Consider the following 16,363-nt stretch of genomic DNA (forward strand, 5'->3'; position numbering starts at 1 on the left):
ATTGTGGGTGTTTGCTTCACAGTCTGAAGTTTCTATAAAATATCTTAAAGCTTAAATAATAATTCAAACTATGCTCATACTTTCATTAAAAACTACTGCTATCATATTAGTTGCAAGAGGTGATCGAAAGAAAAAAGTTCTCCCCTTGTCAAATCACTCATTTAAAAATTATTATCAAAAAAAGAAAGGATGATTAGCTATGAAAAACAGAAGCAAGATATTAACTTTTGGCCTAATAGTACTGATTATTTTTACAGGTGTGATCTATGCTCAAAATCAAAAGAGTGCTGAGGATCCCAATGACAAATTTGAGATTACTGAAAAGAAAGAGGAAAGTTCTGATTTAGAAAAGAGTGAGCAGCCCGAAGAAGAAGTTAAGACTGAAAGTGATGTCAGCACAGAGTTGACTGAAGAGAACACTGTTCAGGAAACCGAGGAACTTGACGGCAAAAGTCAAGACGCAGAGACTGAAGCAGAGACTGAATCTGCTGCCAAAGATACTGCTCCTGATAGTGCTGATCGAAATGCTGGAATGATTGAATTAAATAACTAAAATAAATTTTTCCATATAACTACTCCTATCCTATCTAATGACCCTGCCTTAAGTTTAAGGTGGGGTCTTTTTTTGCATTGAAAAAAGACAGCCACATAATGCAGCTGCCTTCTCCTTAATTAATGTTTAGCATTTAGCTCTAAAATTTATCTTAACTGAATAATTTCAGCAAAGTTTTTTTCTCGACCTGCTTAAATCTTACCGACAAGGTTTAGACCTGGCTTTAAGGTTTTGCTTCCTTCCTGCCATTTGGCCGGGCAGACTTCCTCGGGGTTATTGCGCACATACTGAGCAGCTTTAATTTTGCTCACAATTGCACTCGCATCACGGCCCAGGTTGCCGGCATTAATCTCTATTCCCTGCACAACTCCATCGGGGTCGATGATAAAGGTGGCGCGGTCTGCAAGTCCCTCTTCTTCGATTAAAACATTGAAGTTTTTAGATAGAGTGTGAGAAGGATCTCCGACCATCACAAATTCGATATCAGAAATTGTGGGGGAATTATCGTGCCAGGCTTTATGGGTATAGTGAGTATCTGTGGAAACAGAATAAACCTCAACTCCCAGCTCCTTTAAGTTATCATATTCACTCTGTAAATCACTTAATTCAGTCGGGCAGACAAAGGTAAAGTCAGCCGGATAAAAGACAACAACACTCCACTGGCCCTTTAAATCCTCATGGGTAACCTCCAGAAACTCTCCGTTCTGATAGGCATCTGCCTTAAATGGTAATACTTCTTTTCCTACTAATGACATAATATGTACCTCCTGTATAGTTTGATTCAATTCATCTGATTGATATTAATAATTGTTACTGATTAATATTATGCCATATCAGAGTGAATATGTCAAGTTATTTTTGTGACGTTGTTGGATTTTTTTTATTTCTGAAAAAATTAAAACCACCTGGTTAGAGGTGGTTTAATGATAAAAGATAATTATTTTGTCTCAGCTCTTCAAAATCAGAAATGCTTCTGCTCAACTTTTTCATCACTGTCACCACTTTTAACTTCTACTTCTTTACCGGAAAAGACAACAGCCAATTTTAAAATATCATTAATCCCCAGAGAATTAAGTTCAGCCTGGTAATTCTTTTCCTCAATCTGCTGCAGAGCCGAATCGAGTGCTTCTTTTTTTGATTCACTGCTAAATTGACTTATCTTTTTAAATTCAATAATGATACCCAGCTTATTTTTATCATCAGGAATAATCATTATATCATAGCGTCCATAACCACTTTCGCGATTGGATTTCACCTGATAATTATCTCTTAAGTTAAGTAATAGTCCCAGCACAAAGGCATGATAAACCTTTTCTGCTTCACTACCTGAGGTATCAAAATAGCTCAAACTGTTTATGGTAAATTCCCTAAATATTTGAGCAAAGCTTTCTACATCACCTTCTGTTAAAGCATTTAGCATTAATGAGAGCTTCTGACTACCAATATTTTCTTCCAACCAGTCCAAAAATATTTCTTCATAAATGTATTTTATTTCCTGATTGGGAATTTCAAGTTCAGCAAAAAGTCTTCCTCTTTCTCTCCTACTGCTAACTATACTGAGGTAACCACTAAATAGCAAAAAACTCCAGATTGAACTGCTTTTACTTTCGATTTCTGCAAAAACTATATTCTCATCAATCTTCTTTTCTATACTCTGGTTTTGAATTAAAAGTTCCAGGCTGCTTTTTAAATCTTCATTGCCCTTAAGCAGCAGTTCTCTAATTAATTCATTGCCGCTGCTGTTGACCCAGTAAGGTTTTATTTCTCCCTGGTAATAAAGGCAGTTGATAATTGACCAGGGATTATAGATAGTCTGGCCTCCATAATTATAGCCATTATACCAGTTTTTTATTTCTTTCAATTTATATTCCAGATCATATTCTTTAAAAACTGCTTCCACTTCCTGAGGCAGAAGTCCAAAAAACTGATTATATTTTTCTGTGAAAATATCATTAACTACCAGATTGTTTAGACCTGAGAAAATACTTTCTTTAGCAACTCTTAAAATTCCAGTTAGAACTGATTTATGGAGGCTTGCATTATCCTTAAGACCATTTTCTAAGAACAGACGCATAAAATTTACTACCTCAGGATAGTAATCATTGAGATAACCTGATTGAATTGGCTGATCATATTCATCAATTAAAACTATTACTTTTTGATCATGATAGCGCTCCAAATACTCAGTCAACCGGAGCAAAGCTTTTTGATAGTGAACTTTTTCAGCTTCTAGATTTATAATTTCCCGATAGACTTTCTCTTCTGCTTCAGTTAAAATGCCTTCTTTCAGCAGATAATCATGTCTTTGATACTCAGCTGCGATAATATCTTCTATATTTTTAAGTGAATCCTCCCATGTGAGATCCTTAAGGCCTTTAAATGTCAGATAAATGAGTGGATACTTTGCAAATTCCTGCAGGTATTTTTCGTTTTCCGCTGCTATTTTGAGATTTTGATATAATGACCAGTCTGCTTCTGAAATTGAGAAATAATAGCGGAGCATTGAAATATTTAAGGTTTTACCGAAACGACGCGGACGAGGCAGCAGTATTACCTGTGCATCCTCGTTAATTATTTCTTTGATAAACAATGATTTATCAATAAAATAATAGTCATTTTTCCTTATTTCTTTAAAATCACTGATTCCCAGCGGAAGTTTTTGCATTCAGGCCACCATCCTTTTTTCATTCTTTAGATTATTATATCACACTCATCTGAGTATATAAAAAAATCCCAGCATTTTAAATTAAATGCTGAGATTTAACTCTTTATTTAAAATCACACTTTTCTAGCTGGCAGATAAATCTAATTAAATAACTGTAACGATGAACATGTTCCTGTCAAGTAGACAGTAAAAATATTATAAAACTTTATAATTACTTTATCTAAAAACTTCACATCTCTTTACCTCAGTTTTAAGATAGTTAAAATACTCCTGCAGTTCTTTTTCCTCTTCAGCTGTTAATTCTTCATCGCTTATTTTTAGTGCTGCAGCTCTCATATTTCTCAGTTTCCACTCTACTTCAGTAAGTTTACTTTTTCTTCTCTTCACTTCAGATCTTTTATTTTCATCAATTTTAAGTTTAGACTTTACTTCTTCTTTTAATTTCTTTATTATCTTCACCAGCTCATGAACTTTTAGTTGCACTTTAATCATTCCTCGTATAATATACTTAGTGATATTGAAATATATCACCATTTAAATAAAACTTTGATTGTTTCCATTAATTTTAGATTTAGTCCCTGATATAATGATATTTAAAGATATCCAGGATAGATTTAAATCACTCCTGTAGCATGTATTTACATGACTACTTAAATAGTTTGATCCCCTGAGGCTGACATGAACTCCTAACCCGTATGTTGTGTCCCATCTGTTTTCTGCTGCTTTAGCAGGCAGCTGCCTCTGTACTCAAAACTTACTGGTGAACACTAATGGCGAGGCTGCCCATCTCTCAGTTTTTCAGGGACTAAATCTGGTTATCTTTTTTAGACTCCCAAACCAAAGGAGGTGATTCATATTAATAAAATGATTGTCGGTATTGATGTTGCCAAAGACTCTCTTGTAGCTTGTGCAATGGATGATCAGGGAGAAGATGTTTTCTACTCCTATTCAGTTGAAAACAACAGACCAGGTTGTTTAAAACTAATTAATCTAATTGCTGATAATGCCAACCTGCTCCAACCAGATATTATTAAAGTTGGCATGGAAGCTACCAATGTTTACTGGGAACACTGCTACCGACTCATTAAAAACCATGAAAAGTTAAATTCCAATTTCAAACTCCAATTATACACAGTCAATCCTAAAGTAGTTAGCAATTTCAAAAAATCATATACAGATTTACCTAAAAATGATAGTGTTGATGCCTGGGTAATAGCTGATAGAATACGCTTTGGAAGAGTTGAAAGTTCATCCTCTCCTGAAGCACTCTACAGGGCTTTAAGACAGATTACCCGTCACAAATTCAAGCTTGCTCAGCAAATTAAAGCTGAAAAAACTAGAGCTTTAAATCTGGTCTTCCTTAAGTTTTCAGATTTCACGCAAAAGTCTCCATTTGGTACTTTTACTAAAGCCTCTATGGCTTTACTGGAAAACTATACACTTAGGGAAATAGTTAATACTGATGTCCATGAGTTGGCTGAATTTCTCCATCAAAACAGCAATAACAGATTAGGTGGCTCTACTCCAATTGAAAAAATAACCACTGCACTCAAAAAAGCTACTCGAAATTCATACCGTTTAAAACCCGAAATAGATCAGGCAATCACCCAGACACTTTCTATGACATTTGATAACATTAGATTTTATCAGAGTCAAAATAAAAGACTTAAAAGAGTTCTATAAAAGACAGCTAAAAACAATACCCCAGACTTTAATTACAGTAAATGGAATTGGTCCAGTTCTAACTGCTGGAATAATCTCTGAAATTGGTGATATCCATCGTTTTGATAAAGAAACTAATCTCGCCTCATATGCCGGTCTTACCTGGACCGAGCATCAATCCGGCTCTTTTACTGCTGAAGAAACTCATTTAACTAAAAAGGGTAATAAGTATCTTAGATATTACCTGGTAGAAGCTGCTAATTCATTGAGAGTACACAATGATAGGTACAAAAGCTACTACTACAAAAAGTATAATGAAGTTCCAAAGCACAAGCACAAAAGAGCCCTCGTGCTTACAGCACGTAAATTTGTCCGCCTCGTTTTTGCTCTGCTAAGCAAAGGCGAAATATATCAACCACGGAGGTAGATAATTATTGCAAATTAGTCTGTTTACTTTATTTTCTATCAGATCTATTATTTAGTCATGGGCTGAATTGGTAAAAATTACTATTCAGGCTAGGCAGATAAATCTATGCCTAATTTAACTATTTTCAACCAAATAAATTAAATTATTTTCTTTTTTCTTCTTGACATCTTACCGTATTACTAATTACTATACTTTAACTTTTAATCTATCTAAACCTGCTCATCTAAAATATGCTCTTCTTTCTTATCTTCAGCATAGATAAAGCGATCTGAACCGGAGGCAGTCATCTTAAGGCTAACCTTACCGATCCCGAATTCTTCGTTAACCTGCTGCTGAATAGCAGCCTGAATCTCTGTTAGATTATATTCTCCCGGATCTATCTTTACAGCTTTATTGCGGTCATTGTGATTAATAAAAAAGATATTATTGCTGTTATTGATCTTGATCGGTCTTTTAACCGCATCATTAGCTGCAAAGTCTTCTAAATCATAAGTGATTTTTTCTGGCTGCTGTGATTTGGTAAATCTGTCACCTTTTTTTGGTTGAGTTTCAGTTTTTTCTGACTGGTTAAGTTTCTGGACAAGGAGATTTTTAATTTGGGTTAGGACAGAGTTGGTTTTTTCTACAGCAGACATTTTTGGTCACTCCTTTGATTTGATTTATAATAGTTCAAATAAATATTGACCACCTATTTAAATTAATTTTTGCTCATATACCATTTAACCGTCTTGCTGATTCCTTCCTGAAGTTTAATAGTAGGTTCCCAACCTATTTCATTTTTTATTTTGCTGGGATCAATAGCATATCTTTTATCATGACCCGGTCTATCTTTAACAAAAGTAATTAAATCTTCATTTATATTATCAAAATCAGTATTGAAAGCTTTTTTATACTCATCATTTTCTTTTAATAAATTTCTTATTTCTTTAATTAATGTTTTTACAATCATAATATTAGTTTCTTCATTATGTCCACCAATATTATAAACTTCTCCAGGTTTCCCTTTTTCTAAAACCATATCTATAGCTTTACAGTGATCTTTTACATATAACCAATCTCTAACATTTAGACCATCACCATAAACAGGTAATTCTTCTCCATTTAGAATCTTATTGATCATTAAAGGAATAAGTTTTTCTGGAAATTGATAGGGTCCATAATTATTAGAACATCTTGTGATTAAAGTAGGTAAATTATGAGTTTCATTATAAGAACGGACTAACATATCCGCACTGGCTTTAGAAGCTGAATAAGGGCTATTAGGTTGAATATTAGTTTCTTCAGTAAAATATCCTTCTTTACCTAAAGAACCATAAACTTCATCAGTTGAAACCTGCAGAAATTTGACATTATCTTTATATTTCCTTTCTCCAAGTTCCCATTTATCTTTAGCTATATTTAATAAATTCTGAACTCCTAAAACATTGGTCTTTAAAAAAATTTCAGCATCTTCTATTGAACGATCAACATGAGATTCTGCAGCAAAATTTACTATATAATTAATATCCCACTGATCAAAAATATATTCTACGAGCTCAGTGTTAGTTATATCGCCTTTTATAAAGAAAAGCTTATCAAGATTGTTATTAATATCTTCTTCTAAATTTTCCCAATTACCGGCATAAGTCAATTTATCAAGACATATAATTTTAACATCTTGATATTCTTCTAATAGATATTTAATAAAATTGCTACCAATAAAGCCGGCACCACCGGTCACTAAATATGTTTTCATGTTTATCACCTCTTTATTTTATTTTTCTAATAGTTCCTGGTGACAACCTTGTAATTTATCTAGATATTCAATAATTTCAACTTCTAGCAAATCAGCAAAATCATTATATTCTTCTTGATTTAAAGAAATCATTGCTCTATTTAAAGCCATATTAAATTTATTTAGTAATTTATTTACCTCATCAACGTCATTATTTTTTTCTTTTAAATCAACAATGCTGTTTAAAATATTTAAATACCATTCTAATCCATCAACTGCCAGGTTAAATAACTGTGATGCCTCATCATAATCTTTTTTTCTAAATAGCTGAGCACTTTCTTTTAGAGCTGTCTTTAATTTAGGTAAATAATTTTCTGCTTCTTTGACAGTTTCATTAATTAACTTATTTATTTTTTGAGTTTCAAAATAAATTTCTTCAAATCTTTCTAAATCAAGTTCAGCTTCTCGAAAATATTTTAAAGAAAATTCTACATCATCAAGATAAATAGTTTTAATAATCTCATTATCTAGTTTAGACTCAATTGTATTTAAAATATCATCTTTATTACTACTATCCAGTTCAATTTTTACATTATTAAAGTATATAAGCATATAATACTCCTTTGTGAGACTTAAAATTATAATTCTTTTATTATATTACAAATTTTAATAACATCATTTTTGTTTAAATCACCATGAAACGGTAAAGCTAAAACTTCTTTAACTATTTTATTTGCTACAGGCAATTTTTCTTTTTGAGAAGATGATAGGTCATTATACATTTCATAATTACTGCATAAAGGATAAAAGTATTTTCTAGAAAAGACATTATACTCTTTTAATTTTTCATAAACTTCATCTCGAGATAATCCAAATACTTCTTCGTTTATTCTAATAACTAAATATTGCTGGCTACTTTTAACATCTTTACTCTCAGGGATAAAAGATATCCCATCAATATCTTCTAACTCTTGATGATAAACTCCTTTAATTTCTTTGCGTCTTCTTCTTTCTTCTTCTACTTTTTTTAAAACTTCTAGTCCCATCGCAGCCTGAAATTCATTCATTTTTCCATTCGTACCAATTGAAACTACTTCTTCTTCGTTTTTTATTCCAAAGTTCCGTAATAAATTAATTTTTTCTTTCAAATTTTCATTACTACAGGCCAATGCTCCCCCTTCAATTGTGTTAAATAATTTAGTCGCATGAAAACTATACATTGTTATATCTCCATAATTACCAATAGCAGTTCCATTAATTTCAGTACCAAAGGCATGTGCTCCATCATAAATAATTTTCAGATCATACTTCCTTGCAATTTCATCTATTTTTTCTACATTACAAGGAGTACCAAAAACATGAACAGCTAAAATAGCTGAAGTTTCTTCTGTTACTAATCCCTCTATTTTATCAGTATCAATATTTAAAGTTTCAGGAACAATATCACAAAAGACTGGTTTTAAACTATTCCAACTAATAGCATGAGGAGTGGCTGCAAAAGTAAAAGGAGTTGTAATAACCTCTCCTGTTAAATTTAAAGCTTTTAGTGCTATTTGTAAAGCTATAGTCCCATTATTAATTAAAGATAGATTATCCGCTTTAAGATAACCTTTTAATTCTTCTTCTAACTTTTGATGTTGCTGCCCATTATTAGTTATCCATTTGGATTCCCATATATCTTCAATTCTATCTATATAATTATCAATTGAAGGTAATAATGGCCTTGTTACATATATTGGCTTTTTAAATGGTTGCATATTTTACCCTCTTAAAAATTTATTTTAGATCTGATTCCATTTTTTTTTGTAACTCTAACAAATCTTTTTTTCTATCTTTAATTTTTTTTACTGGTACACCAGAATATATCCCCCAGGAAGATAGATCTTTTTTCACAAGACTTAATGCACCTACTGCTACACCTGTTTCAATATTGACCCCTGGCAAAATAACACTTCCTGACCCAATAATAAAATGTTTTTCTATTATTACTTTCCCGGTTTCTAAATTTTTATATTTTCCTGGAATCATCGGATTAACTAAGCTTTCTCCAGAATAATCATCAGAATTGCTATAAATCATCACCTTAGAAGATGTAGTACTATAATCACCTATTTCAATACCAAATCTACCAAAAAGTCCGCAAAATGGGGCGATATGAACATAATTACCAATAGAGATGTTTCCACTCAGAATACAAAAATCATCAATTCTAACATTATTACCTAAAGTTATTTTTTCTGGAGAATAGATGCTTGCTTTTTTACTAATAAGTACATTTTCACCATAAGAATTTAAACCTAGTTTTTTTAATTCTCTTTTTGTATAATAATTGCTCATATTAAAAACTCTCTTTCACTAGAAATTAGTTATTAGCCAAATTTAATAAGTAATGACCATAGTCAGTTTTAATCAAATAATCAGCTAAATTCAACAATTCTTCTTTATCAATCCAACCATTTCTATATGCAATCTCTTCAACACAGGCTATATAAAGACCCTGTCTTTTCTGAATAGCTTCAACAAAATTTGCTGCGTTTAATAAACCATCATGAGTTCCTGTATCTAACCATGCTAAACCTCTACCTAAAAGTTCTACATTTAAATTATCATCTTCCATATATAATTTATTTAAATCAGTTATTTCTAACTCTCCCCGATCAGACGGTTCAAGATTCTTAGCTTTTTTAACAACAGAATTATCATAAAAATATAATCCTGGAACGACATAATTTGACTTAGGATTAACTGGTTTTTCTTTTAAAGAAATAACTTTTTGCTCTTCATCAAATTCAACTACTCCAAAAGATTCAGGATTATTAACATAATACCCAAAAATCACAGCACCGTTATCAAGCTTAGCGCTTCTTTTTAGTACATTACTGAACCCCTGACCAAAAAAGACATTATCACCTAAGATTAAAGAAACATTATCATCACCAATAAAATCTTCACCAATAATAAATGCTTCTGCCAGACCATTTGGTTCATACTGAACTTCGTATGATATTTCTAAACCCAAATGACTGCCATCACCAAGCAGTTCTTCAAACAATGGTAAATCTTTTGCAGTAGAAATAATTAATATTTCTCTTATTCCAGCTAACATTAAAACAGATAGCGGGTAATAAATCATTGGCTTATCATAGATAGGTAAAATTTGTTTTGAGATTGATTTTGTAGCTGGATATAATCTTGTTCCCTTACCACCAGCTAAAATAATACCTTTCAATTTTAACTCACTCCAATTGCTAAATATTTACTTTAATCAATATTATTTTTTTCTCCATAAAATTCGTATTCTAAATTAAACATTTCTTCTTTACAAATACTTTCAACTTTATTGATTATTTGTTTACTAAATAATTCATTAATATTTTTTTCTCTATTTGAACCTTTGGGTTGAAATTGCAAATTAATTATATTGCTTATATCTGCTTTTTCAGAAATTCCTATTTTAGAACCTAGATTTTTGATTGTTTTGATTTTATCATTATTAAAATCTTCATATTTAACAAGATAAAAATTTTGCTTATTTTCTAAATATGTTTTAACCGCTCTACGCCATCTATGGACTAAATTCTCAGTTAAAGTATTATACTCATTAATGTTTAACGAATCTAAACATATGTCTTTCCATGCATCTTTAATATTTGAATTTTTAACATATTCCGTAGATAAAGGCAATTTATCAGGTGCAATATTTACTCTATCTAAAATACTTCTTATATTATCTAGAGGATGTCTTACTATAAAAATATAATTAGCTATTGGATATTTTTTTAATAGATCTTCATAAAAAAATGTCAATGTAGGTTCTTTAATCAAAGTATTAGAGAAATATTTGCTTTCTAATATTCCATCCTTCAACTTATTATTATTTAATAAATTTGGAATATCAATAGTTTTATTTAACTGTCCATATTCCGCTAATAAATGAGCTATAGCAGATGTTCCAGATTTTTGATTTCCTAAAACAATAATTTTGAATTCATTCCTTTTATTAAATATCTTCTCAGCAATTTTATTCCGCTGATTTATATTAAAATTAACTTTAACATTTGTCCTATTTTTAGAACTTATTTCAGAATCTATTTCAACTAATTCTTTAATTGAATTACTATTTTTTAATTCATTTATTTTATAAACTTTTAATCCTTGAGAAGTCAAGAAATTGTATGAAGAAATATTTTTTTTAATATAAACTTTTTTACCTAAATATAATAAGGCAATTATATTTGCTAAAGCTTGTTGACGATTATGATTAAATATAGCCACATCAACTTGTTTTAAAATATTAGAATAAACATCATGAGGTAAATATTCAGTAATTGGAATAAATTTATCACCAAACATTTCTTTACCTTTCTTAATTAATTGATTAATATATCTGTCATGACCTGAATATGACAAAGGCATTATTATACAGGTGTTTTTAAGATTATATCTTTTCAATTCATATAAGATATCTATGTGGTTATTTAGGGAATTAGCCGAATTACCTACCAATAAAACTTTCTCATATTTATTTTCAAAATTATATTTTTCATTAATTTTAATCTTTTCTTCATCTAAAAGATCAAAATCAACTGGCAAAGGATGTAAAAAATCAAATCTTGTTGTATTACTAATAAAATTATTTTTGAAAATCTCATAATCGCCTTTTTTACTTGTTAAAACAAAATTCAATTCTCTTATTAATGATTTTCGATAAACTTTATTCAAATTTGATTTGTTAGATTTAAATTCAAATCCTATTTTAGTCATAAATTCTTTTGTTTTGTTAGAATGTAATTCTTTATCAATATGATTATATAAATCTCCACCATATAAAACCCAAAATAATTCTTTTTTAATTCCTAACTTTATTAAAGTTCTACAAATATGACCAAATAAATAATGGATAAATATTTTATTTGTATTATTAAAATAATAGTTTAGCTTGTTAATATCATTTTTTAAATTAATTATTTTAGCATTTTTTGCACCATTTGGATTAACGTAGTTAAAATTATGTCCTTCAGGAACAATAAATAAATACAAATGCTCTTTTTCATTAAAATGTTCATTAGTAAAATGCATAAATTTATTACAGTAAAAATTATCATACATTAAATGCACATATTTATATTTTGGATTTTCAATATATTCTATACCACTTTCATCTCTATTTTCTAATTGACTTTGAATACTCTCTTTATAGTTTTCTTCAAAATCATTAATATACTTAATCATTTCATTTCTTTCAGCACAATCATCCATTTGAAATATCATTTTTTCATAAGATTCTAGAGCTTTAAGATATTTACCCTTTTGCTCATATACATATCCCAAATTATATAATAAATCAATATTAGTGTTGTCATCAATTAAACCTTTTTCAAAATTCAATTCCGCTTGATTAATATCACCATTATTTAAAGCAATTACACCTAACATTGAATAAATATCAGCATCCATTTCAAAATTATTTTTATATTCTACAATTAATTTTTTAGATTCTTCTAGTCGGCCCTTATTAATTAAGGTTTCAATACTTCTTTTAAATTCATTTTTCTTTCTTTCTATCTTTTCATTTATCTTATTCTGTTCTTCTTTTATTTCTGAAATCAAAGTTTCAACAACTTTTTTCATTGGTGGGTATATATCAATAGCTTTCCTCAAATATTTGATATAAGACTTTAGTTCAGATTCTTTAACCGCAAATCCTTTCAGAATGTAAAGCAAAAAAGCTTCTTCTTCATTTTTTAATTCAAATATCAATTCATTTCTAATAATTTCTTTAGTATATACTTTTTGTATATATTTTGTACCAGCATTTAAATAATTATCAATAATATCTTTATTAGTCTTCTCAACTTCATTATCTAGAGCAAGTAAGTATCTCAAAAAAGATTTATTAACTCTTAATTCTGAAACTCCTTCAACCTGATTATTAATAAAATTTATTATCTTTTCTGCTAAATCATCATGATTACTATTTAAATATTTAATAAACCTATTCAAACTTTCTTCCCGAATATTTTTTAAAATTTCATAATAATAAAGATCACTTTGATTAAAAATAAAATATAAAATATCCCCATAAAAATTAGGTAATTCCTCGTATTTCAACTTAGATAATTCTTCTTTATAATTATTTCTAGTCTTATTATTAATTTGACTTCTTATTCTATTTAGCAAACCATAGCTATCCTTTAATTCGCTTAATTTATTGATGAAGTTATTTAGTTCTTCACTTTTTTTTCTATTAATTAGCTTTTCAAAATCTAAAACTATTATTGATTTTTCATCTTCTTCTAAATTACAATAATAATCAATTAAATCATTTATTTGATTATTATTGTAATAAGCTTTAACAATTAAAAATCCAACTTTCTTTAAATACTTTGCGTTAGCTAATTTGTCACTGTAATTGATGATTTTATTGTGTTTCTCATATTTATTATATAAAATTATTAAATTGGTATAAACACCTTCTATATTACTTAGTGTATTATCTGAAACTGAAATGTCTTTTTTGCAAACTGAATCATCATAATTATTATATATATCCAAATATTTTTCATAGCTTTCTATTGCTTCTTCCTCTAAACCAACATTTCTCTGTGCCCAGGCTAAATAATAATATAAATCTATATATCCATCCCTAACTCGTAGAGCTTCTTCACAAATTTCTTTTGTTTCAAGTGGTTTTTGAAAGATCATTTTCACCTGCGCCAACTGAATATAAATATACATTCTATTTTTAAGTTCTACTTTATTTTTTTTGGCCAAATTATAAGCTTTTTCAATAGCTTTTAGAGCCTCTTTCTCATCATCATGCATTAAATAACTTTTAGATAATTGATACCAATAATATATATTTTTAGGATCTCTTTTTAATTCCTGCTTTAAAATTGTTGATGTCCTATTGAACTTTTTTTCCATTAATTTTTTGTCAGAAGATATATACCCATAATGATCTAGTATAGTATTCAATTGAAATAAAGGCTTTTTAAACTTAGGTTGATTGTGTACTGCCCCTTCAAAATGAAAATCAGCATCATTTTTAAATAATCTTGGCACCAATATCTCAGAAAATCTTTCTCCTTTTAGATCTGTATTGTTTTTCTGAGTAACCAAACACGTATTATATTTTTTATGTTTTTCACTTTTAAAAAAGTTAATAATAGTTTTAGGATTTTCAACTATCTCATCACCATCAAGAGAAAAATACCAATCTCCTTTAGCATAACTAATCACAGTATTTCTCATTTCAGAGAAATTATCATTCCACTCATGAAAGTAAACATTATCTGTAAACTTTTTTGCAATATCTACTGTATTATCATCTGAACCGGTATCAACAACAATTAATTCTGTATCTAATTCCTCACGTATTGGACTTAAAGACTCCAAACATTCTTCTAAATGTTTAGCTTCATTCTTTACCATCATACCAATTGTTAATAACATAATATTCCTCCTGAAAATCTAAAAAAAGAGAAGCCACTAAGAACTTTTTAAAGCTTCTCTTTTAGAAAATAAAAATAATTCAAATTCTAAATTTACATCATACCTGTTACAGAAGATCCGCCCATACTAGAAAGTTGACTCATCATCCAGCTCTGCTGACTCTGCATTTCGGAAATAGCTTCTTCCATAGCTGAAAACTGTTCAACATATCTTTCTCTGGTCATATCTACTCTTCTTTGGATATTTTCTATATCTTCATTTAATGTATCAATTCGAGCATCAAAAAAATCCATCCTTCTAGGAATCAAACCAGTATTTGATTGAAGTATCTGGTCAAGCGAACTATCCATCTTAACAGCCATACCATCATAACCATTAACATCTGACTCAGCCTGAAATAAGTTTGTAACTTCTTCTGGAGTGTTTTCTAACGCTTCAGTCAATTTTGTGCTATCTAGACTCATAACACCATCACGATCAATTTCTATACCAATTGAATTTAAAGTCTGATAATCTCCAGTATCCTTTATTTTTGAATTAACAACTTCTCTTAATCTCATCTGTAATCTCATAGCTGTCCCATCACCTTGAAGAATTCCACTTTCTTTTGTTCCAGAATCATAACTATTTTTAGTGTCAATAAAACTCATTACGCTATTGTACTGATCAACAAAAGCTTGCACTGCTTTCGTAGCTTTATCGGTATCTTTAACAACTGAAATAGTAGCATTACTATCTACAACTGCTTCGGGATCAATATTGAAAGTTAAACCTTCTACCGAATCAGAAAATTCATTGTTAGAACTTATAATACCTGAAATTCCATTAATCTCAATCTCTGCATCTGAAGCCTGTTGTGGCTCATTAACTATTTCTCCACTAGCATTAAGAACACCTAGGTCTTCCAAAATACCATTATTATCTGATATTGTCGGTCCACCAGTATCTGTAGTATCTTTTAATGCATTATCAACTCCAGTTTTTGAAGCTTCTAAGACAAGCCTATTATCCACTATTGAAGCTTTAACACCTGCTTCAGAATCATTAATTTTATTACTGATATCATTTAATGTATCAGATGAACTTATAGCAATATTAGTACCGTTGATAGTAATCGTATCATCAACTGAAGCAGTATAATTATCTGCTAATTTACTACCAAAAATTCTTTGTGCTTTAGCTGTGCTTCTAACAGTTATATCATAATTAGCCTCTATAGATGAGTTGCTTGCAGTTGCTACAACTACATCTTCATTGCTGCTATTAGCATTTTTAGAGTTATAGGTTGCAGAAAGTTTTAAATCGGTAGTTTTATTTTCTAATTTATCAAGCCGACTATTTATATCTCTCCAAGCATCCTTGGTTTTCTCTAGTTCAGATATTTCCTGCTGATAATTATAAATTGGACGCTGTTCTAGTTGCACTAATTGATTAATTATTGACTGAGTATCCATACCCGTAGCCAAACCACCAAGACTTAAATCACTCATTTATAACACCTTCTTCCTAAACCGTCTCATCTATCAAAATCCCTACCATCTCATGAATTCTAGCTTGTAGATCCAACATCTCTTCTGGCGGTAGTTCTTTAATTACTTCATCTGTATTTAAGTCAACTACCTTAACCATGATCTTTTCTGTATCTTCATGAATCTGAAAGGAAAGTCCTTCTTTAACTTTATCTACTATTTCGTTTATATCTTTAACTGATTCTCTGACTTCATCTTCAAGTTCTTGCTCGGAATATTCTTCTTTTTCTCGAAGAGATTCAGGCTTACGATTGCTATTATCATTTCTATTAACTCTAGTTCTGTGATTATTGCTGTTATTATTAATAATCTGACGGTTAGAAAGAGATTCCACACTATCTACTTTCATAATAGCTTC

15 protein-coding genes are annotated in these 16,363 nt (G+C 29.8%); 3 read left to right on the forward strand and 12 right to left on the reverse strand.

All coding sequences use genetic code 11. The annotated features are described in order from the left end of the window. Positions 1-199: 199 nt before the first annotated feature. Positions 200-553, forward strand: a complete 354-nt coding sequence (locus C8C76_RS09850; RefSeq protein WP_108141177.1) for a hypothetical protein — start codon at positions 200-202, stop codon at positions 551-553. A 191-nt stretch (positions 554-744) separates the two neighbouring features. On the opposite strand, the gene ahpC is transcribed toward C8C76_RS09850, so the two are convergent. The 3 genes from ahpC to C8C76_RS09865 form a co-directional block, all read right to left on the reverse strand. After that, complete coding sequence (ahpC, locus tag C8C76_RS09855) at positions 745-1,308, reverse strand: alkyl hydroperoxide reductase subunit C (RefSeq protein ID WP_108141179.1); 564 nt, start codon at positions 1,306-1,308, stop codon at positions 745-747. Positions 1,309-1,514: 206 nt separating this feature from the next. Then, the gene (locus C8C76_RS09860; RefSeq protein ID WP_108141181.1) at positions 1,515-3,218 is read right to left on the reverse strand and encodes an AAA family ATPase; all 1,704 of its coding nucleotides are present in this window, start codon (positions 3,216-3,218) and stop codon (positions 1,515-1,517) included. Positions 3,219-3,434: 216 nt separating this feature from the next. Then, positions 3,435-3,710: a hypothetical protein gene (locus tag C8C76_RS09865; RefSeq protein WP_146161857.1), complete on the reverse strand. Its 276-nt coding sequence runs from the start codon at positions 3,708-3,710 to the stop codon at positions 3,435-3,437. Positions 3,711-4,064: 354 nt separating this feature from the next. On the opposite strand from C8C76_RS09865, the gene C8C76_RS09870 reads away from it, so the two are divergent. Continuing rightward, positions 4,065-4,901 carry an IS110 family transposase gene (locus tag C8C76_RS09870; protein WP_146161858.1) on the forward strand — a complete coding sequence of 279 codons (837 nt, stop codon included), beginning with the start codon at positions 4,065-4,067 and terminating at the stop codon, positions 4,899-4,901. After that, the gene (locus C8C76_RS09875; protein ID WP_108141187.1) at positions 4,846-5,307 is read left to right on the forward strand and encodes a transposase; all 462 of its coding nucleotides are present in this window, start codon (positions 4,846-4,848) and stop codon (positions 5,305-5,307) included. Before C8C76_RS09870 ends, C8C76_RS09875 begins: the two co-directional genes overlap by 56 nt. Positions 5,308-5,516: 209 nt before the next feature. On the opposite strand, the gene C8C76_RS09880 is transcribed toward C8C76_RS09875, so the two are convergent. From C8C76_RS09880 to C8C76_RS09920, 9 genes are all read right to left on the reverse strand, one after another. Continuing rightward, the gene (locus C8C76_RS09880) at positions 5,517-5,942 is read right to left on the reverse strand and encodes a hypothetical protein (protein ID WP_108141189.1); all 426 of its coding nucleotides are present in this window, start codon (positions 5,940-5,942) and stop codon (positions 5,517-5,519) included. Positions 5,943-6,004: 62 nt separating this feature from the next. Next, on the reverse strand, positions 6,005-7,042 hold the full coding sequence (gene rfbB / locus C8C76_RS09885; RefSeq protein WP_108141191.1) for a dTDP-glucose 4,6-dehydratase: 1,038 nt from the start codon (positions 7,040-7,042) through the stop codon (positions 6,005-6,007). Positions 7,043-7,060: 18 nt separating this feature from the next. Next, the gene (locus tag C8C76_RS09890; RefSeq protein WP_108141193.1) at positions 7,061-7,633 is read right to left on the reverse strand and encodes a hypothetical protein; all 573 of its coding nucleotides are present in this window, start codon (positions 7,631-7,633) and stop codon (positions 7,061-7,063) included. Between the two features lie 26 nt (positions 7,634-7,659). After that, positions 7,660-8,778, reverse strand: a complete 1,119-nt coding sequence (locus tag C8C76_RS09895) for a DegT/DnrJ/EryC1/StrS family aminotransferase (RefSeq protein ID WP_108141195.1) — start codon at positions 8,776-8,778, stop codon at positions 7,660-7,662. 19 nt (positions 8,779-8,797) lie between these two features. After that, positions 8,798-9,358: an acyltransferase gene (locus C8C76_RS09900; protein WP_108141197.1), complete on the reverse strand. Its 561-nt coding sequence runs from the start codon at positions 9,356-9,358 to the stop codon at positions 8,798-8,800. A gap of 25 nt (positions 9,359-9,383) precedes the next feature. Beyond that, on the reverse strand, positions 9,384-10,250 hold the full coding sequence (rfbA, locus tag C8C76_RS09905; RefSeq protein ID WP_108141199.1) for a glucose-1-phosphate thymidylyltransferase RfbA: 867 nt from the start codon (positions 10,248-10,250) through the stop codon (positions 9,384-9,386). Between the two features lie 32 nt (positions 10,251-10,282). Continuing rightward, positions 10,283-14,476, reverse strand: a complete 4,194-nt coding sequence (locus C8C76_RS09910; RefSeq protein ID WP_108141201.1) for a TDP-N-acetylfucosamine:lipid II N-acetylfucosaminyltransferase — start codon at positions 14,474-14,476, stop codon at positions 10,283-10,285. Positions 14,477-14,568: 92 nt separating this feature from the next. After that, the gene (gene fliD, locus C8C76_RS09915) at positions 14,569-15,966 is read right to left on the reverse strand and encodes a flagellar filament capping protein FliD (RefSeq protein ID WP_108141203.1); all 1,398 of its coding nucleotides are present in this window, start codon (positions 15,964-15,966) and stop codon (positions 14,569-14,571) included. A 16-nt stretch (positions 15,967-15,982) separates the two neighbouring features. Then, positions 15,983-16,354 (reverse strand): flagellar protein FlaG, encoded by a 372-nt coding sequence (locus C8C76_RS09920; RefSeq protein WP_108141205.1) that lies wholly within the window; start codon positions 16,352-16,354, stop codon positions 15,983-15,985. Positions 16,355-16,363 lie beyond the last annotated feature (9 nt).

The organism is Halanaerobium saccharolyticum, from assembly GCF_003053565.1.
Lineage (GTDB): Bacteria > Bacillota > Halanaerobiia > Halanaerobiales > Halanaerobiaceae > Halanaerobium > Halanaerobium saccharolyticum_B.

Bases quoted from the DNA above. Each gene is read 5' to 3' on its own strand.
- fliD (WP_108141203.1), bottom strand. From the start codon at position 15,966: ATGAGTGATTTAAGTCTTGGTGGTTTGGCTACGGGTATGGATACTCAG.
- C8C76_RS09895 (WP_108141195.1), bottom strand. From the start codon at position 8,778: ATGCAACCATTTAAAAAGCCAATATATGTAACAAGGCCATTATTACCT.
- ahpC (WP_108141179.1), bottom strand. From the start codon at position 1,308: ATGTCATTAGTAGGAAAAGAAGTATTACCATTTAAGGCAGATGCCTAT.
- C8C76_RS09865 (WP_146161857.1), bottom strand. From the start codon at position 3,710: ATGATTAAAGTGCAACTAAAAGTTCATGAGCTGGTGAAGATAATAAAG.
- rfbB (WP_108141191.1), bottom strand. From the start codon at position 7,042: ATGAAAACATATTTAGTGACCGGTGGTGCCGGCTTTATTGGTAGCAAT.
- C8C76_RS09920 (WP_108141205.1), bottom strand. From the start codon at position 16,354: ATGAAAGTAGATAGTGTGGAATCTCTTTCTAACCGTCAGATTATTAAT.
- C8C76_RS09860 (WP_108141181.1), bottom strand. From the start codon at position 3,218: ATGCAAAAACTTCCGCTGGGAATCAGTGATTTTAAAGAAATAAGGAAA.
- C8C76_RS09900 (WP_108141197.1), bottom strand. From the start codon at position 9,358: ATGAGCAATTATTATACAAAAAGAGAATTAAAAAAACTAGGTTTAAAT.
- C8C76_RS09850 (WP_108141177.1), top strand. From the start codon at position 200: ATGAAAAACAGAAGCAAGATATTAACTTTTGGCCTAATAGTACTGATT.
- C8C76_RS09880 (WP_108141189.1), bottom strand. From the start codon at position 5,942: ATGTCTGCTGTAGAAAAAACCAACTCTGTCCTAACCCAAATTAAAAAT.
- C8C76_RS09890 (WP_108141193.1), bottom strand. From the start codon at position 7,633: ATGCTTATATACTTTAATAATGTAAAAATTGAACTGGATAGTAGTAAT.
- C8C76_RS09910 (WP_108141201.1), bottom strand. From the start codon at position 14,476: ATGTTATTAACAATTGGTATGATGGTAAAGAATGAAGCTAAACATTTA.